The organism is Sphingomonas sp. GW821-FHT09B04 (assembly GCF_059418285.1).
The window spans coordinates 1-22,758 of record NZ_JBWKPO010000006.1 but is presented as its reverse complement, the minus strand read 5'-3'; the positions used below and the strand labels follow the sequence as shown (position 1 = coordinate 22,758).

Annotated in this window: 25 protein-coding genes; 14 read left to right on the top strand and 11 right to left on the bottom strand. The window is 65.3% G+C overall.

What is annotated here, in order from left to right; genetic code table 11:
* Nucleotides 1-9: 9 nt before the first annotated feature.
* From AC07NK_RS18140 to AC07NK_RS18125, 4 genes are all read right to left on the bottom strand, one after another.
* A complete protein-coding gene (locus AC07NK_RS18140; protein ID WP_495172022.1) occupies nt 10-465 on the bottom strand; it encodes a PaaI family thioesterase in 456 nt (151 codons plus the stop codon).
* Nucleotides 462-1,415: an MBL fold metallo-hydrolase gene (locus AC07NK_RS18135; RefSeq protein WP_495172021.1), complete on the bottom strand. Its 954-nt coding sequence runs from the start codon at nt 1,413-1,415 to the stop codon at nt 462-464. Before AC07NK_RS18135 ends, AC07NK_RS18140 begins: the two co-directional genes overlap by 4 nt.
* Nucleotides 1,412-2,194: a succinate dehydrogenase iron-sulfur subunit gene (locus tag AC07NK_RS18130; protein WP_495172020.1), complete on the bottom strand. Its 783-nt coding sequence runs from the start codon at nt 2,192-2,194 to the stop codon at nt 1,412-1,414. Before AC07NK_RS18130 ends, AC07NK_RS18135 begins: the two co-directional genes overlap by 4 nt.
* 112 nt (nt 2,195-2,306) lie before the next feature.
* On the bottom strand, nt 2,307-3,296 hold the full coding sequence (locus AC07NK_RS18125) for a C13 family peptidase (RefSeq protein ID WP_495172019.1): 990 nt from the start codon (nt 3,294-3,296) through the stop codon (nt 2,307-2,309).
* A gap of 227 nt (nt 3,297-3,523) precedes the next feature.
* Here AC07NK_RS18125 and AC07NK_RS18120 point away from each other — a divergent pair, with 227 nt between their 5' ends.
* On the top strand, nt 3,524-4,015 hold the full coding sequence (locus tag AC07NK_RS18120; protein ID WP_495172018.1) for a hypothetical protein: 492 nt from the start codon (nt 3,524-3,526) through the stop codon (nt 4,013-4,015).
* 9 nt (nt 4,016-4,024) lie between these two features.
* On the opposite strand, the gene sdhA is transcribed toward AC07NK_RS18120, so the two are convergent.
* From sdhA to sdhC, 3 genes are read right to left on the bottom strand one after another with little or no spacing between them, the layout of a single operon-like run.
* A complete protein-coding gene (sdhA, locus tag AC07NK_RS18115) occupies nt 4,025-5,827 on the bottom strand; it encodes a succinate dehydrogenase flavoprotein subunit (protein WP_495172017.1) in 1,803 nt (600 codons plus the stop codon).
* Nucleotides 5,827-6,219, bottom strand: coding sequence for a succinate dehydrogenase, hydrophobic membrane anchor protein (sdhD, locus tag AC07NK_RS18110; protein ID WP_495172016.1), 393 nt, complete (start codon nt 6,217-6,219; stop codon nt 5,827-5,829). Before sdhD ends, sdhA begins: the two co-directional genes overlap by 1 nt.
* On the bottom strand, nt 6,219-6,683 hold the full coding sequence (gene sdhC / locus AC07NK_RS18105) for a succinate dehydrogenase, cytochrome b556 subunit (protein WP_495172015.1): 465 nt from the start codon (nt 6,681-6,683) through the stop codon (nt 6,219-6,221). Before sdhC ends, sdhD begins: the two co-directional genes overlap by 1 nt.
* A 195-nt stretch (nt 6,684-6,878) precedes the next feature.
* On the opposite strand from sdhC, the gene AC07NK_RS18100 reads away from it, so the two are divergent.
* The 9 genes from AC07NK_RS18100 (at nt 6,879) to AC07NK_RS18060 (ending at nt 16,921) form a co-directional block, all read left to right on the top strand.
* On the top strand, nt 6,879-8,222 hold the full coding sequence (locus AC07NK_RS18100; RefSeq protein WP_495172245.1) for a methyl-accepting chemotaxis protein: 1,344 nt from the start codon (nt 6,879-6,881) through the stop codon (nt 8,220-8,222).
* 18 nt (nt 8,223-8,240) lie between these two features.
* Nucleotides 8,241-9,605, top strand: a complete 1,365-nt coding sequence (locus AC07NK_RS18095; protein ID WP_495172014.1) for a methyl-accepting chemotaxis protein — start codon at nt 8,241-8,243, stop codon at nt 9,603-9,605.
* A gap of 47 nt (nt 9,606-9,652) precedes the next feature.
* Nucleotides 9,653-10,354, top strand: a complete 702-nt coding sequence (locus tag AC07NK_RS18090; RefSeq protein WP_495172013.1) for an SDR family NAD(P)-dependent oxidoreductase — start codon at nt 9,653-9,655, stop codon at nt 10,352-10,354.
* Between the two features lie 10 nt (nt 10,355-10,364).
* Nucleotides 10,365-11,096 carry a hypothetical protein gene (locus AC07NK_RS18085; protein WP_495172012.1) on the top strand — a complete coding sequence of 244 codons (732 nt, stop codon included), beginning with the start codon at nt 10,365-10,367 and terminating at the stop codon, nt 11,094-11,096.
* The gene (locus AC07NK_RS18080) at nt 11,096-12,073 is read left to right on the top strand and encodes a 50S ribosomal protein L11 methyltransferase (protein WP_495172011.1); all 978 of its coding nucleotides are present in this window, start codon (nt 11,096-11,098) and stop codon (nt 12,071-12,073) included. Before AC07NK_RS18085 ends, AC07NK_RS18080 begins: the two co-directional genes overlap by 1 nt.
* Nucleotides 12,074-12,179: 106 nt before the next feature.
* Complete coding sequence (locus tag AC07NK_RS18075) at nt 12,180-13,613, top strand: efflux transporter outer membrane subunit (RefSeq protein ID WP_495172010.1); 1,434 nt, start codon at nt 12,180-12,182, stop codon at nt 13,611-13,613.
* Nucleotides 13,613-15,004 carry an efflux RND transporter periplasmic adaptor subunit gene (locus tag AC07NK_RS18070; protein WP_495172009.1) on the top strand — a complete coding sequence of 464 codons (1,392 nt, stop codon included), beginning with the start codon at nt 13,613-13,615 and terminating at the stop codon, nt 15,002-15,004. The genes AC07NK_RS18075 and AC07NK_RS18070 overlap by 1 nt, the downstream gene beginning before the upstream one ends.
* Nucleotides 14,922-15,713 (top strand): ABC transporter ATP-binding protein, encoded by a 792-nt coding sequence (locus tag AC07NK_RS18065; RefSeq protein WP_495172008.1) that lies wholly within the window; start codon nt 14,922-14,924, stop codon nt 15,711-15,713. Before AC07NK_RS18070 ends, AC07NK_RS18065 begins: the two co-directional genes overlap by 83 nt.
* Complete coding sequence (locus AC07NK_RS18060) at nt 15,713-16,921, top strand: ABC transporter permease (RefSeq protein WP_495172007.1); 1,209 nt, start codon at nt 15,713-15,715, stop codon at nt 16,919-16,921. Before AC07NK_RS18065 ends, AC07NK_RS18060 begins: the two co-directional genes overlap by 1 nt.
* A 1-nt stretch (nt 16,922) precedes the next feature.
* Here the strand turns inward: AC07NK_RS18060 and AC07NK_RS18055 are convergent, their stop codons facing one another.
* The 3 genes from AC07NK_RS18055 to AC07NK_RS18045 are packed head-to-tail and all read right to left on the bottom strand — an operon-like array spanning nt 16,923 to nt 19,249.
* Nucleotides 16,923-17,780, bottom strand: a complete 858-nt coding sequence (locus AC07NK_RS18055; protein ID WP_495172006.1) for an EamA family transporter — start codon at nt 17,778-17,780, stop codon at nt 16,923-16,925.
* Nucleotides 17,773-18,342 (bottom strand): nucleotidyltransferase family protein, encoded by a 570-nt coding sequence (locus AC07NK_RS18050; RefSeq protein ID WP_495172005.1) that lies wholly within the window; start codon nt 18,340-18,342, stop codon nt 17,773-17,775. The genes AC07NK_RS18055 and AC07NK_RS18050 overlap by 8 nt, the downstream gene beginning before the upstream one ends.
* Complete coding sequence (locus tag AC07NK_RS18045) at nt 18,329-19,249, bottom strand: XdhC family protein (RefSeq protein WP_495172004.1); 921 nt, start codon at nt 19,247-19,249, stop codon at nt 18,329-18,331. The genes AC07NK_RS18050 and AC07NK_RS18045 overlap by 14 nt, the downstream gene beginning before the upstream one ends.
* 60 nt (nt 19,250-19,309) lie before the next feature.
* Here AC07NK_RS18045 and AC07NK_RS18040 point away from each other — a divergent pair, with 60 nt between their 5' ends.
* Together AC07NK_RS18040 and AC07NK_RS18035 are read left to right on the top strand one after the other, a co-directional pair.
* Nucleotides 19,310-20,365, top strand: coding sequence for a glycerophosphodiester phosphodiesterase (locus AC07NK_RS18040; RefSeq protein WP_495172003.1), 1,056 nt, complete (start codon nt 19,310-19,312; stop codon nt 20,363-20,365).
* Between the two features lie 19 nt (nt 20,366-20,384).
* A complete protein-coding gene (locus AC07NK_RS18035; protein ID WP_495172002.1) occupies nt 20,385-20,681 on the top strand; it encodes a hypothetical protein in 297 nt (98 codons plus the stop codon).
* Here AC07NK_RS18035 and AC07NK_RS18030 read toward each other — a convergent pair.
* Nucleotides 20,678-21,403: an alpha/beta fold hydrolase gene (locus AC07NK_RS18030; RefSeq protein ID WP_495172001.1), complete on the bottom strand. Its 726-nt coding sequence runs from the start codon at nt 21,401-21,403 to the stop codon at nt 20,678-20,680. The two genes, AC07NK_RS18035 and AC07NK_RS18030, sit on opposite strands and share 4 nt — an antisense overlap.
* Nucleotides 21,404-21,519: 116 nt before the next feature.
* On the opposite strand from AC07NK_RS18030, the gene phhA reads away from it, so the two are divergent.
* Entirely contained in the window at nt 21,520-22,386 is an 867-nt protein-coding gene (gene phhA / locus AC07NK_RS18025; RefSeq protein WP_495172000.1) for a phenylalanine 4-monooxygenase, read from the top strand.
* A 115-nt stretch (nt 22,387-22,501) separates the two neighbouring features.
* The coding region (locus tag AC07NK_RS18020; RefSeq protein WP_495171999.1) for an acetyl-coenzyme A synthetase N-terminal domain-containing protein at nt 22,502-22,758 on the top strand (257 nt) is incomplete at its 3' end.

Below are 22,758 nucleotides of genomic sequence, written 5' to 3'. Positions count from 1 at the left end.
GTGCGGGGGTCATAGTGCCTTGGGAGAGGATTTGCGGACGGTGCCGGAGAAGCTGGCGAGGACGCTCTCCTCCTGCCTCACCAGCCCGCGCATGAACAGCATCCGGCCGGTCTCACGCAGCAGCTCGACCTCGGCGACGATCGGCTGGCCTATCGTGCTGGTGCCGATGAACTGCGCGGACAGGTCGAGCGTCACCGCGCCGCCGGCGGAGATCACGCCGAAGCTGCGCGCTGCGGCGAACAGCGCCACGTCCATGAAGCCGAGCAGCGCGCCGCCATGGGTGGAGTCGCGCAGGTTGGAGTGCTCGCGCCCCGGAATCATCCGCACCAGCGCCTTGCCGTCTTCGATCCGCGTCAGGATCGGGCCGAGAAAGGCGTTGAACCGTGTGGGATCGCGCAGTTCCCAGCGCTTCCAGCCGGGGTGATCGGGATCGTCGGTGAAGGTGAAATGCGGCTCTTCGCTCATTTGGGGCAGTTCTTGTCCAGTTCGCCGCTGCGGACGCGGCCGACATAATAGGGAATCATGGAAAGCACGCGCAGCTTGTCGGCAGGCGGCGTGCCGTCCGGGTGCCAATCCTGCCATCTGTCGGCGCAATAGGTCGCCTTCTCCCTGCCGCGCGCGCAATCGAGGAAGCGCTTGAACTTGAATTGCCAGCTCTGGAAGGCTGGCCAGCTCATCGGCTTGCCGTGACCCGGGATCAGTGTGGTGAAGGGCACGGCACCGATTGTCTCGAGCGCCTTAAGCCAGCCATCGGGGCAGGCGGTATCGAGGAAGGGGACCGGGTCCGTCACGAGATCGCCGGCGATCAGGACTTTGCTCTTCGGGTCATAGAGCCACACATCGCCTGCGGTGGCAGCGTGGCGGGTGAGGTGCAATTCGACCTTTCGCCCGCCCACCGCAATCACCCCGTCCTTGCGCACGACATCGTCGGGGCGCAACTCGGTTCCACGCTCGAACGTCGCCAGGTCGCCGCGTACCTCGCTCGCCATCGGTTCGGGGATCTTGCCTGACTCGAGTGCCGGACGGGCCGAGTCGGCGCTGCGCCTGAGGAAGCCGGTCAGCGCCGCGTCGATCGCATCGCTTGCCGAGACGCGCACGCCGGGATGCTTCGCCTTGAGCGTCAAATTACCGCTGACATGATCCAGATGCCAGTGGGTGTTGACGATACGCACGAGCGGCTTGCCGCGCGCCGCGATCGCCACCTCAACCTTTGCAGTGTGGCTGGCGTGGCGGCCGCTATCGACGAGAAGCAGCCCGCGCGGCCCCTCGATCAAGACGGAGTTGCCGTCAGGCTGGCGGCCCGGCTCAAATTCGCCCTCGATCAGCCAGATGCCCGGAGCGACCGGTTTGGCCTCCTGCGCCGCGGCGGGAACCGCGAATGCGGCCAGCAGGGCGAGGGCGGCGCGCGCGATCAAACGATGCGCTCGGCTTCCATCTTCTTGATCTCCGCGATCGCCTTGGCGGGCGAGAGGCCCTTGGGGCAGACATTCGCGCAGTTCATGATCGTGTGGCAGCGATAGAGGCGGAAGGGGTCTTCCAGCTCGTCCAGACGCTCGCCGGTCGCCTCGTCGCGGCTGTCGGCCAGCCAGCGATAGGCCTGGAGCAGGATCGCCGGGCCGAGGAAGCGGTCGGAATTCCACCAGTAGCTCGGGCAGCTGGTCGAGCAGCACGCACACAGGATGCACTCATACATCCCGTCGAGCTTGTTGCGGTCTTCTGGCGACTGCAGCCGCTCCTTACCCGAGGGTGCGGGGGAAACAGTCTTCAGCCAGGGCTGGATCGACGCATATTGCGCGTAGAAATGGGTGAAGTCGGGGACGAGGTCCTTGATCACGTCCATCGCGGGAAGCGGGGTGATGCGGATGTCGCCCTTGATGTCCTCGATCGCGGTGGTGCAGGCGAGGCCGTTCTTGCCGCCCATGTTCATCGAGCACGAGCCGCAAATGCCCTCACGGCACGAGCGGCGGAAGGTGAGGCTCGGGTCGACCTCCGACTTGATCTTGATCAGCGCATCGAGAACCATCGGACCGCAATCGTCGAGGTCGATGGTGAAATTGTCGTAGCGCGGGTTCTCGCCCGAGTCGGGATCGTAGCGATAGATGGTGAAGGTCTTCGCGCGGCTCGCGCCGGCCGGTGCCGGGTGGCTCTTGCCCTTCGTGATCCTGCTGTTCTTGGGAAGAGCGAAATCAGCCATGTGAAACCCCGTACCGTGTCTGCGGAGGCGCAGTGCTGCCTCTCGAATTTGGGGGTCAGATACATAAGCGGGGGCGGTGCTGCAAACGCTTCGATAGCGGGGTGGCCAAAGATCAGTGCTGTAGCGCCGCCAGACCCTCTGCCGAAGGCCGCCCGACCGGCGGCGTCGCGACCTTGGGCATCCGCGCCTCGAGCGGGGCGAGCCACCGTTCCACCTCGGCGCCCGTACTTTGCTGGGGAAGCGAGGGTTTGAGGTTGCCCTGTTGCTCCCAGCCCGCGATCAGCCCGATTGCTTCGCTGACGGCCGCATCGAATGGCTGGGGCTTGCGCAGTGCGCGATTGATCAGCGCGTCGCCGAAAAAGGTCCAGTCATTCTCGGCGACGCAGCCGAAAGAGGTGCGGTCGGAGGATGCTGCGCTGATGATCATCGTCTGTGGCCCCGACAGGACCGGCACGAACACGCCCGAGTAACAGGCGCTGATGATCAGCAGGCGGCGGTGGATACCGAGCGTGTCGAGCAACTGCGCGAGCCGGGCAGGCGAGATCGCGCCATAGCCTTGGTCGGCGTCATTGTAGACGACGCCATAGGGCGCGCCGTGGCTGGTGGCGTAGAGGATCAGCACGTCCTCGGCCGGGTCCATCAGCTCAGCAATACGGGCCAGCGCGGCTTCGACATGGACCGGCGAACCCATCGGTAGCGGGCTGGGCGCCGATCCGTCGGTGCCGCCCAGAACCAGCGCGCGGCCAATGGCGTCGTAGCGGCGCGCCAGCACCTTGCCCGCTTCCCGCGCCTCCCGCCCGAACACGGGATCGCTGTCGAGCGCGACCGAGAGGACATAGGCATCGACGACCCCCTTGCGGTGGGGAAGCAGCGGGGCGAGCGCCTTTGTCAGCCGGCGGTGTTCGGCAAGCGCGTGGCGGGCGGGGCGGTCGCGTTCGATCTGGGTGCCGCCATCGGCCTGCTGGACGACCTCCCACGGCGTCGAACGCGCGATACCGGGCGGAGGCGGAGCGGTGTGCTGGGGCGGAGAATATTGCTGCGGGATCGCCAGCGCGGAGAGAGGCGCGAGCAGAACGGCCAACGGCAGCAATATCGAACGCATCGATTTCCCCCGGAGATGTTCGGGGAAGTTGGGGGTGCGAGGGGGGGATCGTCAAGCGGTAGAAATATGATCCAGCTCGCAACGCAGTTGAAGCATCAAATGGCAGGAGTTTCTCGAAACTTCGAGGGGTGTGTAGTGAGTGAAAACTATGAATGCCTTACATAGTTTCCGAAGCCCGGCGACTGACGGAAGCGACCATTGAAATGACATTGATATGGAGGGGGTAAATGACGGTGAGTGATTGGGCTGATGTTTTAAGTGCAGCAGGTAGCATTTGTAGCGTAGTAGTTACGCTCGGTATCGCAATCATGATTCATGATTACACTAGGCGCCGGGACAAGGCTGCAGTCATTCATGAGATGTGGCGTCAGCAGCAAGATTGGAATCTGCAAGCGTGCAGTTCACCCGTGCATCAAATTGCAACGGAAATGATGATCTATGGCGATCAGCCGAAGTCTGAATTTGAGGCTCTGGCGCTGCGTAGTTGCATGTTCTTCTTTATTAATCGCGTAAATCATATCTATAATGCGTATGAATTGAGAATCTTGTCGTGGGAAGAATTTGAGGCTGAGGCGAGGACGAATTTGAGCCTGATGGCCGGTCAAAAGCCCCTCCTTCATCGCCTCCTCGACAATAGAGGTTACGATGCGGGATTTGCCATCACCGTTAAGAAGCTCATTGCAGGGATGGCGCCGGTCGAACGGATAGATACCCGCTGACCGTTCAACTCAGTACACCCGCTTCTTCGGCTTGATGTACTCGACATCGTCCGTGAGCGTGTATTCGTGGACCGGACGGTAGTCGATCTTGGTGCCGCCGCCCTTGCCGCCCCAGCCTTCGAAGGTCGCGACGCTGTGCTTCATCCAGTTCGCGTCGTCGCGATCCGGGAAGTCCTCGTGCATGTGTGCGCCGCGGCTTTCCTTGCGGTTCTCGGCGCCCTTGATCGTCACCAGCGCCTGACCGATCAGGTTGTCGAGCTCGAGCGTCTCGATCAGGTCGGTGTTCCAGATCAGCGAGCGGTCGGTGACGTCGATGTCCTCCATCCGCTTATAGACCTGATCCATGTGCTGGACGCCCTCGGTCAGCAGCGCACTGTCGCGGAACACGGCGCAATGGCGCTGCATCGTCTTCTGCATGTCCTTGCGGATCTCCGCGGTCGACGATCCGCCCTTGGCGTTGCGGAAATGGTCGAGGCGGGTGAGCGCGAACTCCTCCGAACCTTTGGGCAGCGGATTGTGCGGCGTGTTGGGCTTGAGCGTCTCCTTGAGGCGCAGGCCGGTGGCGCGGCCGAACACGACGAGATCGATCAGGCTGTTGGAGCCGAGGCGGTTGGCGCCATGGACGCTCACGCACGCCGCTTCGCCGACCGCGAACAGGCCGGGGACGACCGCGTCGGGGTTACCGTCGCGCAGCTGCACGACTTCGCCATGATAGTTGGTCGGGATGCCGCCCATATTATAGTGGACGGTCGGCACCACCGGCAGCGGCTTCTTGGTCAGATCGACGTTGGCGAAGATCTTTCCGGTCTCGGTGATGCCCGGGAGGCGCTCGGCCAGCACCTTGGGGTCGATATGGTCGAGGTGAAGGAAGATATGATCCTTCTCCTTGCCGACGCCGCGCCCCTCGCGGATTTCCATCGCCATCGAGCGCGCGACGACGTCGCGGCTGGCGAGATCCTTGGCCGAGGGGGCATAGCGCTCCATGAAGCGCTCGCCTTCGGAGTTGGTGAGGTAACCGCCTTCGCCGCGCGCGCCTTCGGTGATCAGCACGCCCGCGCCGTAAATGCCGGTCGGGTGGAACTGGACGAACTCCATGTCCTGCAGCGCGAGGCCGGCGCGCAGCGCCATGCCGTTGCCGTCGCCGGTGCAGGTGTGCGCCGAGGTCGCCGACTGATAGACGCGGCCGCCGCCGCCGGTCGCGAGGACCACGGCATGGCTGCGGAAGCGATGAATCGAGCCGTCTTCCATGCACATGGCGATGACGCCGCGGCAGGCGCCGTTCTCCATGATCAGGTCGAGCGCGAAATATTCGATGTAGAAGTCCGCGTCGTACTTAAGGCTCTGCTGGTAGAGCGCGTGAAGCATCGCGTGGCCGGTGCGGTCCGCCGCGGCGCAGGTGCGCTGCACCGGGGGGCCTTCGCCCATATTCTGCATATGGCCGCCAAACGGGCGCTGGTAGATCGTGCCGTTGTCGTTGCGGCTGAACGGCACGCCGGCATGTTCCAGCTCGATCACGGCCGCGGGCGCCTCGCGCACCATATATTCGATCGCATCCTGGTCGCCGAGCCAGTCCGACCCCTTGACGGTATCGAACATGTGCCAGGTCCAGTGATCCGGCGAGTTGTTGCCGAGCGATGCGGCGATGCCGCCCTGCGCCGCCACGGTGTGGCTGCGGGTCGGGAACACCTTGGTGATGCACGCGGTCTTGAGGCCGGCCTCGGCGCAGCCCATCGTCGCACGCAGGCCCGATCCGCCGGCACCCACGACCACCGCATCATAGCTGTGGTCGATGATCTTGTAGGCGGCGGACATCAGGCGGCTCCGGTGGTGGCGGTGAAGGCGATCCTGAGGATCGAGAAAATCGCGAAGACCGCAGCGGCGATCGCGAAGAAGTTGAGCAGGGTCATGAAGACGATACGGCGGGCATCGCGCTCATAATCCTCGATCACGACCTGAAGGCCCATCTTGAGGTGATAGAAGACGCTGATGACCAGCAGGATCATCGGCACCGCGGCAAGCGGCGAGGAAAGCCAGGCCTGAATGGTGACGAAGTCGAGGCTGGGAAGCAGCACGAGGCTGACGATCAGCCACAGCATGAGCATCAAATTCGCGCCCGCGGTCAGCCGCTGCTGCCACCAATGGTGCGTACCCTCATGTGCGGCGCCGAGACCGCGGACGCGGCCGATGCTGGTTCCGTTGCCCATTACTTCGTCTCCACCACGATCGGCGCGTTCACGACCGGCTTCGCGGTTAGCCGGTCATAGCTCAGATAGCCCCACAGCGCCGCAGTGAGCGCCACCGACACGACCATCGTCAGGATCGCGAAGCGCTTGTTCTCCTGAAGCTCGAACCCGGCACCCGCGTCCATGAAGAAGTGGCGGATGCCCGTCATCATGTGCTGGAAGAAGCTGAGCGTCAGGCCGATACCCAGGATATAGCCCGCGATGTTGGGCGCGCCCGACTTCACGGTCAGCAGGTCCATGAACCAGTCATAGCATTCCTTGCCGTTCGCCAATGCGCCGAGCCAGGCGAGAAAGACGATCGCGCCGACGGTCGCGAGGCCGGAGCCGGTCACGCGATGCAGGATCGAGACCAGCATGTGCGGACCCCATTTCCAGACCTGGAGATGCGGCGAGAGCGGGCGGTTTTCGTTGCGGGCGGATGCCAAGGCCAAGGTTCCCCTGTCGAGTTGCGCGCCTAATGAGACAGAGACGCGGACGATGCAAGCGGGCCGTGGCTAACCAGCCCTTAACAGTTGACCGTTTACCTCAGGCATGAAGGGGGGCGCGAATATCTCACGCCCCAAGAAGCATGGGCGTGCGAATCAGATGGGTGAGTCGTGAGCGAAGCCGCGAACAAGCAGATGCCGGCGCCGGAGAGCGTCAGCCCTACGATTGATCTGCGCGCGCGCCTGCGCCTGTTCGACCTGAGCGACGCGGACCTCAAGCTCGCGCAGCAGCTCTGGACGACGATCGAACCCGATGTCGAGACGATCGCCGCTGCGCACTGGAAACAATGGCAGCGCTTCCATGATGGCAGCCGGAACTTCCTGCAGAAGGATCAGGACCGCGTCATCGAGCTGGGCGTCGCCTATCTGCGTAACCGCTACACCAACCTTCCCGGAATCGCCTGGGTCCAGTCGGCCGAGCGCACGGTCGCTTCGGCCTATGCGCAGGACGTGTCGTTGACCGCGATCCTGTCGATGACCGATGCGGGTGGGCGCGCGACGCTCGACATCCTCAACAAGCGGCTGCCGGCGGGATCGCCTGAATTGTCGCAGCTGATCGACCTGCTGTTCCGCCTCCGCTCGATGGAGTGCGAGGTCTATACGGCGCTCTATACCGCCTATTACGAGTTCAATGCGCGCTCGGAGCGTGATCGGCTGGCTGTCGAGTTCCGCGATTCGATCGGCACCACAGTCGAGCAGGCCACGCGCGACGGCGAAGCGCTGCGCGCGCAGGCTGCGCTCACATCGGGCGCTACCCGCGGAATGCTGGGCAAGGCGTCCGAGGTTGCTGCGGCTGCGGAACAGTCGGCGGTGGCGATGCGCGAGGCTGCGCATACCGCGGCGGGCCTGATCCGGGCGATCGAGGATGCGCGGACCGAAGTCGAAGCTGCAGCCGGCATCGCGACGCGTGCGTCGGCACAGGCGGGCGAAGCGGTGGCGATGAGCGAGATGCTTAGCGACCACGCCAAGTCGATCGAATCGATCCTGGGGCTGATCCGCGACATTGCCGGCCAGACTAACCTTCTGGCATTGAATGCGACGATCGAGGCAGCACGCGCCGGGGACGCAGGCCGCGGGTTCGCGGTGGTCGCACAGGAGGTGAAGAGCCTTGCCAACCAGACGGCGCGCGCGACCGACGACATCGCCGCCAAGATCGCGGCGATCCAGTCGGCGACTAAGGGAACCGTCGATACCAACGCATCGATCCGCGACACGGTGATGGAGGTTCAGGCCAGCGCCGATCGCATCCGCACCGCGATGGAGATTCAGGCTCAGACCGTCACCGCGATCACCGCGGCGGTCGATGAAACCGCGCTCGCCGCCGATTCCATGTCCGCCACCATCGGCGCGATCCGCGAGGATACCGAGTCGGTCGCGAGCGAGATCGACCGGGTCGGGCAGGGCTTTGCCGCGCTCGACGGCCAGCTTGGAACGCTCAGAAACAGCGCGGGCGAGTTTGTCGCAAAAGTCGCTGCATAAGTATTACGGAGAGAATGAATGGCCGGAGCGAAGGAGCTCGGCCAATGGAGCGGCCGTGGCCGTCCCATTGCCGAACGGATCCGGGACTATGACTGGGACGGCGCGATCCGGGAAGGGTGTGCCGATGTCGCCGCGCTGATCGGCGACGATTTCGAGGGCGTCTCACAGGCCTTTTGGGACCATTATCTCTCGCTGGATGCCACGGCGCATGTCCGCGACTATTTCACGGGCGAGCGGATGCGCGACCAGGTGCGCGCCAGTGCAATCTATATGGGCGCCAAGTTTCAGCGCCCGTTTGACGAGGCGTGGCTCAATATGGCGTCGAAGCATGCCGATGACGCACACCGCTCTCGAATCCCGCTTTCCGCGCTGCTGTCGGCCTTCGCCTATGCGCATGCGCGCACGCAGGAGATCATCCGGCAACGGCTGATCGACGATCCGGAGCGGTTCGCGCGCCTCGCCGATGTCGCACAGCGTATGTCGATGCTCGAGGCAGACTTCATGGCGTCGCAGCTCGGCGGGCGCGATGCCGAGCTGGCGCGCAACGAGCGGCGGGCGCGATCCGAACAGTTTCGCGGCGAGATTGCCGGAACGATCGAACTGACCACCACGCTGGGCGCCAAGGTACGCGATCAGGCGCGCGGCGCGGCGGATTCGACCCGCGGGATGCTGGGTAAGGCGTCCGAGGTTGCTGCGGCCGCGGAACAGTCGGCGGTGGCGATGCGCGAGGCTGCGCATACCGCGGCGGGCCTGATCCGGGCGATCGAGGATGCGCGGACCGAGGTCGAGGCTGCAGCCGGGATCGCGACGCGTGCGTCGGCACAGGCGGGCGAAGCGGTGGCGATGAGCGAGATGCTGTCGGATCACGCCAAGTCGATCGAATCGATCCTCGGGCTGATCCGCGACATTGCCGGGCAGACCAACCTTCTCGCACTCAACGCGACGATCGAAGCGGCGCGGGCCGGCGACGCAGGCCGCGGGTTCGCGGTGGTAGCACAGGAGGTGAAGAGCCTCGCCAACCAGACGGCGCGTGCGACCGACGACATTGCAACCAAGATCGCGGCGATCCAGTCGGCGACGAGGGGCACGGTCGACACCAATGCCTCGATCCGCGACACGGTGATGGAGGTTCAGGCCTCGGCTGATCGCATCCGCACCGCGATGGAGATTCAGGCACAGACCGTCACTGCGATCACCGCGGCCGTGGATGAAACGGCGCTCGCCGCAGATTCGATGTCCGCCACCATCGGCACGATCCGCGAGGATACCAAGGGCGTTGCCGAGGAGATCGACACGCTGCAGCAGGAATTCGGCGCGATCGATGCGCGGCTGGTGCAGCTCAGGGACGCGGCGGGCAACTTCTCGGCATCAGTCGCAGCGTAGTTCATCACAGGGGTGACGGCGCGGGGGTTCGCCGTTAGTCCGGTTTCATGACGATCAATATTCTGGTCACCGGCGCGAGCCGGGGCATTGGCGCTGCGATCCTGAACGCTCTGGACCTGCCCACCGTTAAGGCGGTGGGGCAGGGCACCTCCAGCAATATCCCCGCCGACTTCACGGATCCGGCAGCGCCGCGCGCGCTGTGGGAGGCAGCGCTCGAGCAGCTCGACGGGCGGATCGATGTGCTGATCAACAATGCCGGCATCTTCGAGGCTGCGCCGGTCGATCTCGACGACGAGGAATGGCTCGCCGTGTGGGAACGGACGATGCAGGTCAATCTGACCGCCGCCGCTCAGCTCTCGCGGCTTGCTGTCCGTCACTGGCATGAGCGCAAGCGTGGCGGTCGGATCGTCAACATCGCCAGCCGCGCCGCCTATCGCGGCGACAGCCCGGCGCATTGGCATTATGCCGCATCCAAGGCTGGCGTGGTCGCGATGACCAAGAGCATCGCGCGCGGGTTTGCGCGTGAGGGCATCCTTGCCTTCGCCATCTGTCCCGGCTTCACCATGACCGGCATGGCCGATGAGTATATGGCGAGCCGTGGCGGAGATAAGCTGCTCGCCGACATCCCGCTTGGCCGCGTGGCGATGCCCGAGGAGGTCGCGACGATGGCCCGCTTCTGCGCGCTCGAGGCGCCCGCTTCGATGACTGGCGCCGTGCTCGACGTGAATGGCGCGAGCTACGTGCGATAAGGAGTTCGGCATGACCGATACGGCAAGGCAAGGCTGGACGGCGGGAAAGATACTGACCTGGGTGTTCGCGGGTGTCGGCCTGTTGGCTGCGATTGCGGTGATCTGGCTTGCACTGGTGATAACGGGCGTCGGTGGTCTGCATCGCGACCGGGAACCGGCCAAGGTTGCGGTTGAGGGAGAGACTGAGCCCTTTTCGGTGCAGGATGTTCGAGACGTACATGGAACCGGGCTGGTTCAGATAGCGATCGGCGTTGCCGGGCGCGGCGGCGGGAAGATCGCTTCCTCTGGATCGAGCAGCTACGAATTCGACCATCGCAACCTGATCCTGCTCGACAAGGCGACGGGCACGAGCCGGAGGCTACTTGCGGATAATCATCGCCGTATCGTCGAGTTCCGCTTCTTTCCCGCCAGCGCGGCGATCGACGGTGTGGGCCGCGCTGCCGAAGAGTATCTGGTTGAGGCGGCTGATGAGATGGGCTCCAAGAAAGTGGAGCCGCCGGCCGCCTATTATGTACTTACGGTCCGTCAGGCAGGCAGCATGCGTCAGGATATTCTGGTCGGAACCATCGCTGACGGTCGCCAGGATTTCCTGCTCAAGAATATCGATGGTGTCGACCGGATGTGGATGCTCAGCCCGACCCGGCTGGCGCTGGTCATCCGTGAAGGAATGAAAGTGCATTACAAAGTGATCGACGTGCCGACACTCAAGCTTGTTCTCTCCCGCCCAGTCGAGATCGGCTGATGAGCAGCTGGAAGATCACCTTGCCCTGTACCCGTGACGAAGCGGAGGCGATCGATTTCGAGGGCGCCGAACTGCTCGGTATCGAACCCACGCCGGTGCTGCTGACCAGCGAGACGATCCCCGACGATCCGCTCGCCTGGCAGATCGAGGCCTATTTCGAGAGCAAGCCCGGCAAGGCCGAGATCGCGGCGCTGCACGCACTTGTCCCCAGCGCCGGCAAGGCCAAGCCGCTGATCGAGAAGCTGCCCGACGAAGATTGGGTGACGCTCAGCCAGGCGGGGATCGAGCCGGTCCATGCCGGGCGCTTCTACGTCCACACCGGCACCAATCGCGGCGACGTGCCCGATGACGCCAAGACCTTCCTGATCGAAGCCGGGCGCGCATTCGGTACGGGCACGCATCAGACGACCAGCGGCTGCCTGCGCACGCTCGACGGGATGCGCGCGCGGGGCGAAGTGGTGCGCAACCTGATCGATGTCGGCACCGGCACCGGGCTGCTCGCCTTCGCCGCGATGCATTTGTGGCCGCGCGCCTATGCCACCGCATCGGACATCGATCCGGTCGCGGTGGAGGTGACGGCGGAGAATGCCGTCGTCAACGGCGTGCCGCTCGGCGTCGGCATGGGTGAACTGGCGCTTGCCGCCGCGCCGGGGCTCGAGCATCCGTTGTTGCTCAACCGCGCGCCCTATGACCTGATCATCGCCAACGTCCTTGCCGGGCCGTTGATCGAGCTGGCGCCGAGCCTCAGCGCGGCACTGGCCGAGGGCGGGACCCTGGTGCTTGCCGGCCTGCTGGAGTCGCAGGTTGAGCGTGTCGCTTATGCCTATCGCCGGCAGGGGCTGCGGCTCGCGGGCCGGACCTCGACTGGTGAGTGGCCTGCGCTGCGGCTGCGCAAGCGCACCCGCTATGGCTGGGGCCGTGTCGAGCGGCCCGGCCCGGACGGCCTCGGTCTCGCGCCCGGTTTCGGCAGCTGGTAGCGTCCGGAAACCGGATTGTTTCGGATGCGTTCAGGTGCAACGTATACAATTTGCGACAATGTTTTGATGGACGTGACCGACTGACCTGACCAGTTTCGGAGGCATGATGAACCGTCCGACGATCCTGATGACGCTCATCGCGCTGCCGCTCGCCGGTTGCGCTGCCGGACCCGATTACCGGCCGAAGGGCGCGTCCGAACTGGGCGTGCCGCCGGCTTATTCGGTCGAGGCGCGGCAGGAGGCGCAAGCGGACCTTCGCCAGTGGTGGACGGCATTCGACGATCCGTTGCTGACCCGGCTGGTCGGGCAGGCGGCGACGCAAAATCTCGATGTTGCTCAGGCGGTCGCGCGGTTGCGGCAGGCGCGCGAGGGACTGGTCCAGTCGCGTGCGTCGCTGCTGCCCGGCGTCAGCGCGAGCGGCGGCGCATCGCGGACTGAGGGGATCGCGGGTTCCTCGGGTGGCACATCGAGCTTCTCGCTCGGCGCAGACGTCAATTATCAGGCCGATCTGTTCGGCGGCGTGCGCCGTGGGGTCGAAGCGAGCCGCGCGGCGCTCGACGCCAGCGGCTATGACTATGCGGCGGTGCTGATCTCGACCCAGGGGGAGATCGCGCGCAACTATATCCTCGCGCGTGCCGCGCAGTCGCAGCTCGCCAACGCGCGCGACAGCCTGACCATTCAGGACGACAATCTGGAGATTGCCGGCTTCCGCGTTCAGGCGGGTCTCGTCTCCTCGCTCGATCAGGAGCAGGCGCGCGCCAGCCGTGCACAGACCGCGGCGTCGATCCCCAATATCGAGGCGAGCTACAACAATGCGGTCTCTCGGCTGGGCGTGCTGACGGGGCAGGCGCCCGGCGCACTTAAGGGCGAGATGGAGGCGGCGCGGCCCGTACCGCAGGGACCGGCGGCCATCGCGGTCGGCATCCCGGCGGACACGCTGCGCCAGCGTCCCGATGTGCGTTCCGCCGAGCGCAATCTCGCCGCCGCGGTCGCGCGGATCGGGGTGGCGGAAGCACAGCTCTATCCTTCGCTGTCACTGGGTGGGAGCATCGATGCCGGCGCGCCGAACCTCGGCAACATCTTCGACATCATCACCGGGCGCGTCTTCGCCAACATCGCCCAGACCATCTTCGATGCGGGCCGCACCCGATCGCAAATCCGCTCGTCGCAGGCCGCGGCAGACGGCGCCTTCTACGCCTATAAGCAGACGGTGCTGAGCGCGCTTGAGGACGTCGAGAATGCGGTGGTTGCGCTTCAGGCGGCGCAACGGCGCGAGCGCGAGTTCACCATCGCGCTCGATGCCGCGAACAACAGCGCGATCCTGTCGCGCAGCTCCTACCGCGTCGGCCTCACCGATTTCGTGACCCTGAACCAGAGCGAGGCTGCGCTGATCTCGGCGCGCAACGGTTTGCTTCAGGCACGTTCGGATCAGGCGACGGCGCTGATTCAACTCTATCTCGCGCTCGGCGGCGGCTGGGACGCGGGCATCACCCCAACGCCGGAGCGCGTTCCCGCGCCCGCTACGTCAGGACATGACTGATGGCCGAACCTGCGAACCCCAAGCTCGACGAATTCCTCGGCGGTAAGGTGACGCCCGTCTGGCAACGCTACGCCAAATGGATCTTGCTGGCGCTGGTGGTGATCGCGGCCGCGTTCGGCCTGTGGCGGTACTTTGGGAGCAGCGAGCAGGCGGGTTATGCGACGCAGAAGGTCGAGCGTGGTGCGCTGACCGTCACGGTTTCGGCAACGGGCAAGCTCGCGCCGACCAATCAGGTGCAAGTGGGCTCGGAATTGTCGGGTTTGATCACCCGGGTCGAGGTCGACGTGAATGATCGCGTTACCGCCGGCCAGCCGCTCGCACTGATCGACCCGTCGCGTCTCGACGACACGATCGAGCAGAGCAAGGCAGCAGTGGCCGCCGCGCAGGCGACCGTCGCGCAGAATCAGGCGACGGTCACGGAGGCGCGGTCGCAGCTTACCCGGTTCGAGGAGGTCAGCCGCCTCTCGGGCGGGCGCGTGCCGGCCAAAACCGAGATGGACAATGCCCGCGCCGCGCTCGCCCGCGCCGCCGCGACCCTGCGTGCCAGCCAGTCGCAGGTCGTGTCGCAACAGGCGGCGCTCCGCTCGAACCAGACTCAGCGCGACAAGGCGATCATCCGCTCGCCGGTGAACGGCGTCGTCCTCGCGCGGCAGGTCGATCCGGGCCAAACCGTCGCGGCCTCGTTCAACACGCCGACACTGTTCGTGATCGCCGAGGATCTGAGCGCAATGGAGCTTGAGGTCGCGATCGACGAAGCCGATGTGGGTCAGGTCAAGGACGGGCAGAAGGCCAACTTCACCGTCGATGCCTTCCCCGGCGAAACCTTCCCGGCGGCGATCCGGCGGGTCGATGTCGGTTCCAACCTGTCGGCGCAGAGCAGCACGTCTTCGACCTCGACCTCGACGACGAGTGCGCAGGTCGTGTCCTATGGCGCGACGCTGAGTGTCGCCAATGCCGAGCAAAAACTACGGCCCGGCATGACCGCAACCGCGGAGATCGTGACGTTGCAGAAAAACAACGTCCTGCTGGTTCCCAACGCCGCACTGCGCTTCACCCCGACCGATGCGAGCGCACCGCAGGCCGGTGGCGGCATGGCGGGCGCGCTGGTGCCGCGGGGCGGGCGGCGCGGTCAGGGCGGAGCCACGAAATCCGCGACGATGGGCCGCGGCGCGCGCCAGACGGTCTATGTGAAGGGCGCCGACGGCCAGCCGCAGGCGATCGAAGTGACGACCGGCGACACCAACGGGCAGGTGACTGAAATCCTGTCGGGCGACCTCAAGCAAGGGATGGAGGTCATCACCGGCCAATATGCCGGCGAGTCCAAGGGCGGTCAGCGCAAGTCGGGCGGCGGCGGTCAGCGTCGGCAGGGCGGGGGCGGTACGGGTGGCTGACGCCGAACCGATCATCCGTCTGCGCAACATCACCAAGGTGTTCGGCGAAGGGGCGACCGCATTTCAGGCGCTGAAGGGTGTCGACCTCGATATCGCCGAGCGCGATTTCGTCGCGGTGATGGGGCCGTCGGGATCGGGCAAGTCGACGACGATGAACATCCTCGGCTGCCTCGACGTGCCGACCAGCGGTGAGTTCCGCTTCAAGGGCGTGCACATCGAGACGCTCGACCGCGATCAGCGCGCGCTGGTGCGCCGCAAATATCTCGGCTTCGTGTTCCAAGGGTTCAACCTGCTCTCGCGCACCAATGCGCTCGAGAATGTCGAGTTGCCGTTGCTCTATCGCGGCGAAGACAAGAAGACCCGGCACGAGCTGGGCATGGCAGCATTGGATAAGGTCGGCCTTGCCGACTGGTGGGACCATACCCCCGCCGAGCTGTCGGGCGGCCAGCAGCAGCGCGTCGCCATCGCCCGCGCGATCGTCACCAGCCCCGCGGTGCTGCTCGCCGACGAGCCGACCGGCAACCTCGATTCGGCGCGCTCGATCGAGATCATGGAGCTGCTCACCAGCCTCAACAAGGACAGCGGCATCACCGTGCTGATGGTCACGCACGAACCCGACATGGCCGCGTTTGCCCACACCATCGTCCACTTCAAGGACGGGCTGGTCGAGCGGACCGAAGTCGGTAACGGCGCAAAGGTTTCCGCCTGATGCTCGGCACCACCTTCACGCTCGCGATCCGCTCGATCCTGCGGCACAAGCTGCGCTCGTTCCTGACGACGCTTGGCATCATCATCGGCGTCGCGGCGGTGGTGGCGATGGTCACGCTGGGCAAGGCGACAACTGCCGCGGTGCAGCAGCAGATCGCCAGCCTCGGCACCAACATCCTTCAGGTGCGCCCCGGTCAGGGCTTCGGCCGCGGCGGCGGCGGACCGCGCCCGCCGGATTTCGAGGAAGCCGATGTCGAGGCGGTGAAGGAACAGATTGCCGGCGTCACGGCAGTCGCCCCGCAGGCGCAGACCACCGGCACCGCGATCCATGAGGGTGCGAACTGGTCGACCACGGTCAACGGCACCACCAGTGACTTCTTCAAGGTCCAGCCCTGGCCACTGACCGCGGGCAGGACCTTCTCCCCGGCGGAAGAGGCTGCGGGCAAGTCGGTGTGCATCATCGGCAATACGGTGCGCCAGAACCTGTTCCGCGGCGCGCCCGCTGTGGGCCAGCGGATGCGGGTCAACAATGTGTCATGCGACGTGATCGGCACGCTTTCGACCCGCGGTCAGGCCGGGTTCGGCGGCGATCAGGACGATGTCATCATCATGCCGATCAAGATGGTCCAGCGGCGCTTCACGGGTAATCGCGATATCCGGCTGATGCTGGTCGGGGTCGATCAGAGCTACAACAGCGCGCAGGTGCAATCCTCGCTTAGCGATCTGTTGCGCGAGCGCCGCCGGATTGAGCCGGGCGCCGAGGACAATTTCAACATCTTCGATACGGCGCAGATCAGCGCAACGCTGACTGGCACCACGACCCTGCTCACCCAGATCGTCGCGGCGGTTGCCGGGATCAGCCTGATCGTCGGCGGGATCGGCATCATGAACATCATGCTCGTCTCGGTGACCGAGCGCACGCGTGAGATCGGCATCCGCCTCGCGATCGGCGCGATTGCCAGTGAGGTGCTGCTGCAGTTTCTGGTCGAAGCAATCGTGCTGTCGATGCTTGGTGGCGTGATCGGGCTGGCGCTCGCCCAGCTGGTGATCGCGATCATCACGCCGTTGATGCAGGTGCCGTGGACCTTCGATCTTCAGATCAACGTCGTGGCTTTCCTGATCTCGGCGGTGATCGGCGTGGTGTTCGGCTTCTTCCCGGCACGGCGCGCGGCAAGCCTCAACCCGATCGACGCGCTGCGGCACGAGTAGCTCACCCGAACTGGAGCAGCACCAGTCCACCGGCGAGTGCGATGGCCGCAAGGATGCGCCGCTGCCCCAGTCCTTCGCCAAGGAAGCGCGTGCCGATCAGCGCCGCCCACACTACGGCAGTCTCGCGCAGCGCAGAGACTTTGGCGACTTCGATCAGCGAATAGGCATAGAGCGCCGCCCCGAACGAAGCGATCGACAGCGCGCCTGCAATCGCGCCCATCTGCCAGGTCTCGGCGATCGCGCGCCGCAGCTCGCGCCGCCGCAGGACCAGCGCGGTCGTGGTCACGCACACAGCGTCGAGCATGAACAGCCAGACGATATAGGTGAACGGGTCGGGCGCGACGCGCACGCCGCGCGCGTCGGTCATGTTGTAAAGCGCGACGCCCAGCGCCGTCGCCAGCGCCCAGCCCATCGCCGCCTTGTCGGGGTGCGCGCGCAGTGAAACCCCGCGAGCGGGCAGGGCAAAGGCGATCACCGCTCCGGTCGCGATCACCAGACCGAGCCAGCCGATCGCGGGCAGATGCTCGCGCAATATGATCACCGCAAACCCGGCGGTCAGGAGCGGTGCCGCGCCACGCATGATCGGGAAGACAAGGCTCAACTCGCCGCGCTGCATCGCCCGGATCAGGCAGATCTGGTAGAAGAAATGCGCCGGGATCGCCCAGGCGAGCGCCTGCCAGGTGGCGGTGTCGGGCAGTGGCACGATCAGCGCGAAGGGTGCGACGAGCAGCGCCGCGATCGACGACAGCACCGCGCGGCCGACCAATATGTCCTGCCCCTTCTTCACCGCGGTGTTGGCGAGCGCCAGCGTCAGCGCGGAGAACAGCCCCAGCGCGATCGCCAGCGCGCGGTCATCCATGGATCAGCTTCGCCAGATCCTGCGGTGTGTCGACGTCGACCAGTTCGGCGGGAGAGGTCACGACATGATGCCCGCGCTTCACCAGATCGCGCGCGCCGATGTCTCCCTCGCTGCGCAGCAGCTGGTCGAAATGCGTAGCGCCGAACAGCACCGGCGGGCGCGGAATCACTCCGTCGCTCGACGCCACGATCGCGTCTGGCCCCTCGGCGCGGTCGAGCAGGCGATAGATATGCGTCGCGGTGACGCGCGGCATATCGGCGAGCGCGATCAGCACTGCCTCTGCACCGCCCGCGCACGCGGCTTCCACGCCCAGCCGCAGCGAGCGGCCCATGCCCGCTGCGGGGTCATCGTTGGCGATCACGCGATAGCCGCAGCCTGCAAGGTCGAGCCGGGTCTGCGAGACCACCGCAATCCGCTCGCGGAACGGTACGGCCTCCAGCGCGACAACGACATGCAGACCCAGCGGCCGCCCGAGATAGAGTTGGGTCAGCTTGTCGCTTCCGAAGCGTTCGGAGCGTCCCCCGGCCAGCAATACCAGCGTAACCCGTTCAGCCTCGATCATGCAGGCTCCTCACCATCCCCGCCGCGATCGACAGCGCGATCTCCGCCGGGCCGATCGCGCCGATGTCGATCCCCGCCGGGCCGTCGATGCGGTCGATCCGTTCGGGGGAAAGTCCCACCGCCGCCAATCGTTCCCGCCGCGCTTCGTGGCTCTTTCGCGATCCCAGCGCGGCGACATAGCCCGCGCCTGCGTTGAGGGCTGCGATCAGCGCCGGATCGTCGATCTTGGGATCGTGGCTCAGCGTTACCACCGCGGTCGCGCCATCAGGCCGCAGCGCGGTGATCGCCGCGTCGGGCCAGCGGTCATCGAGCATCACGCCGGGAAAGCGCTCGGGCGTCAGGAACCGGCCACGCGGGTCGATCACCACGGTCACGATCCCCAACTCCCGCGCGAGTCCCGCAAGCACCTGCGCGATTTGCACGGCACCGACGATCAGCAGCCGGCGCGGCGGCTCATAGCGGTTGATGAAGGCGCCGTTGTCTGCCGGTTCGATGCTGCTGTGTCCGCTTGAAAGATCTGTGCTTACCTCCAGCGCCCGCCCTTCGGCGCGCGCGGTGGCGATCTGTGCGAACAGTGCCGGGTCGAACCCGTCCGGCGTCACCGGTTGCACCATCACCTCGATCTCGCCGCCACAGGGTAAGCCGACCTCCCACGCCGCCGCATCCGCCACGCCATAACGCCGCCGCTGGAACCCTGCGCCGCCGATCACCTGTGCCGCGACCGTCAGGATATCCGCTTCGACGCAGCCGCCCGACACCGATCCCTCGAACCGACCGTCGCCATGCACCAGCAGATGTGAGCCGCGTGGACGAGGTGCCGATCCCCAAGTCGAGACGACGGTCGCCAGCGCCATCGGCTGCCCTGCCCAGGTTCGCGCCGCCGCGATCACGCTGTCGTTGTCTGCCATTGCCTTTAGACTGTCATCCGAATCGAATAGCCGATCGTGCTTTTCGAAGGAGATAGGGCGATGCCGGGCATGTGGCGAGCCGCGCTTGCACTGATTATGGTCACCGCTCCCGTCGCCGCAAAGGAAGCGATCATGCCTGCCGCCAAGCCCATCGTCATCGCGCACCGCGGCGCCAGCGGCGAACGGCCGGAGCACACACTCGCCTCCTACGAACTCGCGATCGAACAGGGCGCCGACTTCATCGAACCCGATCTGGTGATGACGAAGGACGGCCAGCTGGTCGCGCGGCACGAGAACGACATCACCGACACCACCGACGTCGCGTCGCGACCGGAGTTCAGGGACCGCAAGACCAGCAAGGTGATCGACGGGACGAAGCATAGCGGCTGGTTCACCGAGGATTTCACGCTCGCCGAACTCAAGACGCTCCGCGCAAAGGAGCGCCTCCCGCTGCTGCGCCGCGGAAACACGAAGTTCGACGGCCAGTTCGAGGTGCCGACGCTGCGCGAGATCATCGCGCTCGCCAAATCGGCGTCGGCGAAGACCGGCCGCACCATCGGCATCTATCCCGAGACCAAGCACCCGACCTATTTCGCGTCGATCGGCCTGCCACTGGAGGCCGCGCTGGTGGCGGAGCTCAAGGCGGCAGGCTGGGACCGCGCCGATGCGCCGGTGTTCATCCAGTCGTTCGAGGTGAACAACCTCAAGGCGCTCGGGAAACTGACCAGGGTCCCCCTGATCCAGCTGCTCGACGCCGATGGCGGCCCGGCGGACGGCGCGCAGCCAAGCTATGCCGCGATGATTTCACCGGAGGGGCTGAAGGCCGTTGCCGCCTACGCCGCCGGGATTGGCCCGGCCAAGGCGATGGTGGTGAAGAATGACGGCACCGTGACCCCATTGGTCGCGGACGCGCACGCCGTGGGGCTCAAGGTCCATCCCTGGACCTTCCGTGCCGAGAATTTCTTTCTGCCTTCGGGCTTGCGGAGCGGCATCAATCCCGCGGGGCACGGGCGGCTGGGCGAGGAAATTTCACGCCATCTCGCCGCCGGGGTGGATGGCTTCTTCACCGATTTCCCCTATCAGGGGGTCGAGGCGCGCGATCGGCATGTTCGCTGATCGGCCAGGAGGCAGCGTGATGCGTAAAGGTTTGATTCTGGTCGTTGCGGCGCTGCCGCTGCTGACGGGGGGCTGTCTTGTGAAAGCTGCCGCCGATGTCGTCACGGCGCCGGTCAAGGTGGTGGGCAAGACCGCCGACTGGGCGACCACCAGCCAGGACGAGGCCGACCGCAATGCCGGCCGCAAGCTACGCAAACAGGAAGCGCGCGAAGGCCGCGAGCGCAAGAAGCACGAAGAGGCCTGCCGCAAGGATCCCGATAATTGTGGCCCCTATCAGGGGTATCGGGCCGGCGACCCGGAGCCTGAGAAGGACTAGGATTCCCGTCCGTCGCCGCCCAGCGTGTCGGCGATCGCGCGCAGCACTTCGGGTTTCATTTGCACCCAGAGGTGCGAGCTGACGACTTCGATCGAGCGCGCGTCGCCATGCGCTTCTTCATGGCAGCACATTCCGTTGACCAGCCCGTCGCTGCGGCTCCAGATCGCAGTGGCAGGGACGGGCAGGGGCGTCGCCGCCTCTTCCAGCCATGCGCGCACCGCCGGGTCGTCGGAACGCTGACCGCACGCCAGCTCGAACACGCGCCAGACGTTTGTCGCCTTGGGCAGGCCGGCAAAGGGCGAACTGACGGTGATGACTTCGCGCACCAGCTCGGGATGCCGGTGCGCAGCGACCCGCGCCATGATCCCGCCCAGACTTACGCCGATCAGTGTCACCTTCTCGCCCGTCTCCGCATGGATGGCCGCGATCCGCTCAAACAGCCGTTCACCCTCCATGCCGATCACGCGCGGACCGAAATTGAGACCCAGCTCCCAGGGCAGCGCGCGATAGCCCAGTGCTTCGAGATAATGGCGCATGACGAAGTTGGACGTGTCGCCGTTGACCAGTCCCGGCAGCAACAGCACCGGTCGTCCGTCGCCCCGCGGCATCTGCATGAGGTCGGACCATGCAAACGGCAACTTGGACAGGCTCCACGCGGCGCGGGGCCATTCGGCGAGCATCACCGTCATCGGCGGGGCTTTGGCTTCGGTGTTCAGCGTCATCCGGTCACTCTCTGCCGAGATAGGTCGGCCAGCGCATAATTCCAGCACCGCGGCATAACCATCTGGTTTCCGTTGTTACTTTATTCATGCTATGGGCACCCATGTTATAGGGAAGAATGATGAACGAAACCCATGTACTTGACCGTCCGCCGGAGGGTGCGTCGGCTGACTGGACGATCTCGCAGAACTGGGACGCTTTCACGGCGGAGGAACATGCCGTGTGGGACACGCTGTTCGAGCGTCAGGCAAAGCTGCTGCCCGGTCGCGCGTCGAAGGCGTATCTCCACGGGCTCGACCTGCTCAAGCTCTCCGATGGCGGCATTCCCAATTTCGAGGAATTGTCGGAACGGCTGATGAAGCGGACCGGCTGGCAGGTCGTCGCGGTGCCGGGTCTCGTCCCGGACGATGTGTTCTTCGATCACATGGCCAATCGACGGTTCGTCGCGGGCAATTTCATCCGCCGGCCCGACCAGCTCGATTATCTGCAGGAACCGGACGTGTTCCATGACGTGTTCGGCCATGTGCCGATGCTCGCCGATCCGGTGTTCGCCGATTATATGGAGGCCTATGGCCGTGGCGGCGGACGGGCGATGGAGCTGGGCGCATTGAAGCAGCTCTCGCGCCTCTATTGGTACACCGTCGAATTCGGGCTGATCGAGGAAGAAGGCGATCTGCGCATCTATGGCTCGGGCATTGTGTCGAGCTTTGGTGAAAGCCGCTTCGCGCTCGACAGCGACAGCCCCAACCGCATCGGTTTCGACCTCAAGCGTGTGATGCGCACCGAGTACCGGATCGATGATTTCCAGCAGAATTACTTCATCATCCCGGGCTTCGACACCCTGCTTCACGCAACGGTCGAAACCGACTTTGCGCCGCTCTATGCCGAGATCCTGGCGCAGCCCGATATCCCCGTCGCGGAGATCGTCGAGGGCGACCGGGTGGTCACTCGCGGCACGCAGGAATATGCCAATTCCAAGGCCTGATCCGTACGGACATTCGCCTGAGATCGCTATCACGGCAGCTTAAGGTCGCGAAAGCGCTGTTGGCGTTGCCCTTTTCCGGGCCGGAAACTACAGCTCCGGCCCGAGAGGAGAGGCGATGACCGGTGAGACTTATCCAGTTCCCGCAATATGGGCACAGGGGGCGCGTTACGATGCGGCGGGCTATGAGCGGCTCTATGGGCGCTCGCTCGCCGATCCGGGCAGCTTCTGGCTGGATCAGGCGAAGCGCCTGGAGTGGGTGAAGCGTCCGGAGCTGGCGGGGAACTGGTCGTTCGACGAGGCGAATTTCCGGATCGAATGGTTCGCGGACGGCAAGCTCAATGTCGCGGCCAACTGCATCGACCGGCATTTGGC

Excerpts from the sequence above, each read along its gene's own strand:
- AC07NK_RS18140 (WP_495172022.1), bottom strand. The coding sequence starts at position 465 with ATGAGCGAAGAGCCGCATTTCACCTTCACCGACGATCCCGATCACCCC.
- AC07NK_RS18130 (WP_495172020.1), bottom strand. The coding sequence starts at position 2,194 with ATGGCTGATTTCGCTCTTCCCAAGAACAGCAGGATCACGAAGGGCAAG.
- AC07NK_RS18125 (WP_495172019.1), bottom strand. The coding sequence starts at position 3,296 with ATGCGTTCGATATTGCTGCCGTTGGCCGTTCTGCTCGCGCCTCTCTCC.
- AC07NK_RS18120 (WP_495172018.1), top strand. The coding sequence starts at position 3,524 with ATGACGGTGAGTGATTGGGCTGATGTTTTAAGTGCAGCAGGTAGCATT.
- sdhA (WP_495172017.1), bottom strand. The coding sequence starts at position 5,827 with ATGTCCGCCGCCTACAAGATCATCGACCACAGCTATGATGCGGTGGTC.
- sdhD (WP_495172016.1), bottom strand. The coding sequence starts at position 6,219 with ATGGGCAACGGAACCAGCATCGGCCGCGTCCGCGGTCTCGGCGCCGCA.
- AC07NK_RS18100 (WP_495172245.1), top strand. The coding sequence starts at position 6,879 with ATGCCGGCGCCGGAGAGCGTCAGCCCTACGATTGATCTGCGCGCGCGC.
- AC07NK_RS18095 (WP_495172014.1), top strand. The coding sequence starts at position 8,241 with ATGGCCGGAGCGAAGGAGCTCGGCCAATGGAGCGGCCGTGGCCGTCCC.
- AC07NK_RS18090 (WP_495172013.1), top strand. The coding sequence starts at position 9,653 with ATGACGATCAATATTCTGGTCACCGGCGCGAGCCGGGGCATTGGCGCT.
- AC07NK_RS18085 (WP_495172012.1), top strand. The coding sequence starts at position 10,365 with ATGACCGATACGGCAAGGCAAGGCTGGACGGCGGGAAAGATACTGACC.
- AC07NK_RS18080 (WP_495172011.1), top strand. The coding sequence starts at position 11,096 with ATGAGCAGCTGGAAGATCACCTTGCCCTGTACCCGTGACGAAGCGGAG.
- AC07NK_RS18075 (WP_495172010.1), top strand. The coding sequence starts at position 12,180 with ATGAACCGTCCGACGATCCTGATGACGCTCATCGCGCTGCCGCTCGCC.
- AC07NK_RS18070 (WP_495172009.1), top strand. The coding sequence starts at position 13,613 with ATGGCCGAACCTGCGAACCCCAAGCTCGACGAATTCCTCGGCGGTAAG.
- AC07NK_RS18065 (WP_495172008.1), top strand. The coding sequence starts at position 14,922 with ATGCCGGCGAGTCCAAGGGCGGTCAGCGCAAGTCGGGCGGCGGCGGTC.
- AC07NK_RS18060 (WP_495172007.1), top strand. The coding sequence starts at position 15,713 with ATGCTCGGCACCACCTTCACGCTCGCGATCCGCTCGATCCTGCGGCAC.
- AC07NK_RS18055 (WP_495172006.1), bottom strand. The coding sequence starts at position 17,780 with ATGGATGACCGCGCGCTGGCGATCGCGCTGGGGCTGTTCTCCGCGCTG.
- AC07NK_RS18050 (WP_495172005.1), bottom strand. The coding sequence starts at position 18,342 with ATGATCGAGGCTGAACGGGTTACGCTGGTATTGCTGGCCGGGGGACGC.
- AC07NK_RS18045 (WP_495172004.1), bottom strand. The coding sequence starts at position 19,249 with ATGGCAGACAACGACAGCGTGATCGCGGCGGCGCGAACCTGGGCAGGG.
- AC07NK_RS18040 (WP_495172003.1), top strand. The coding sequence starts at position 19,310 with ATGCCGGGCATGTGGCGAGCCGCGCTTGCACTGATTATGGTCACCGCT.
- AC07NK_RS18035 (WP_495172002.1), top strand. The coding sequence starts at position 20,385 with ATGCGTAAAGGTTTGATTCTGGTCGTTGCGGCGCTGCCGCTGCTGACG.
- AC07NK_RS18030 (WP_495172001.1), bottom strand. The coding sequence starts at position 21,403 with ATGACGCTGAACACCGAAGCCAAAGCCCCGCCGATGACGGTGATGCTC.
- phhA (WP_495172000.1), top strand. The coding sequence starts at position 21,520 with ATGATGAACGAAACCCATGTACTTGACCGTCCGCCGGAGGGTGCGTCG.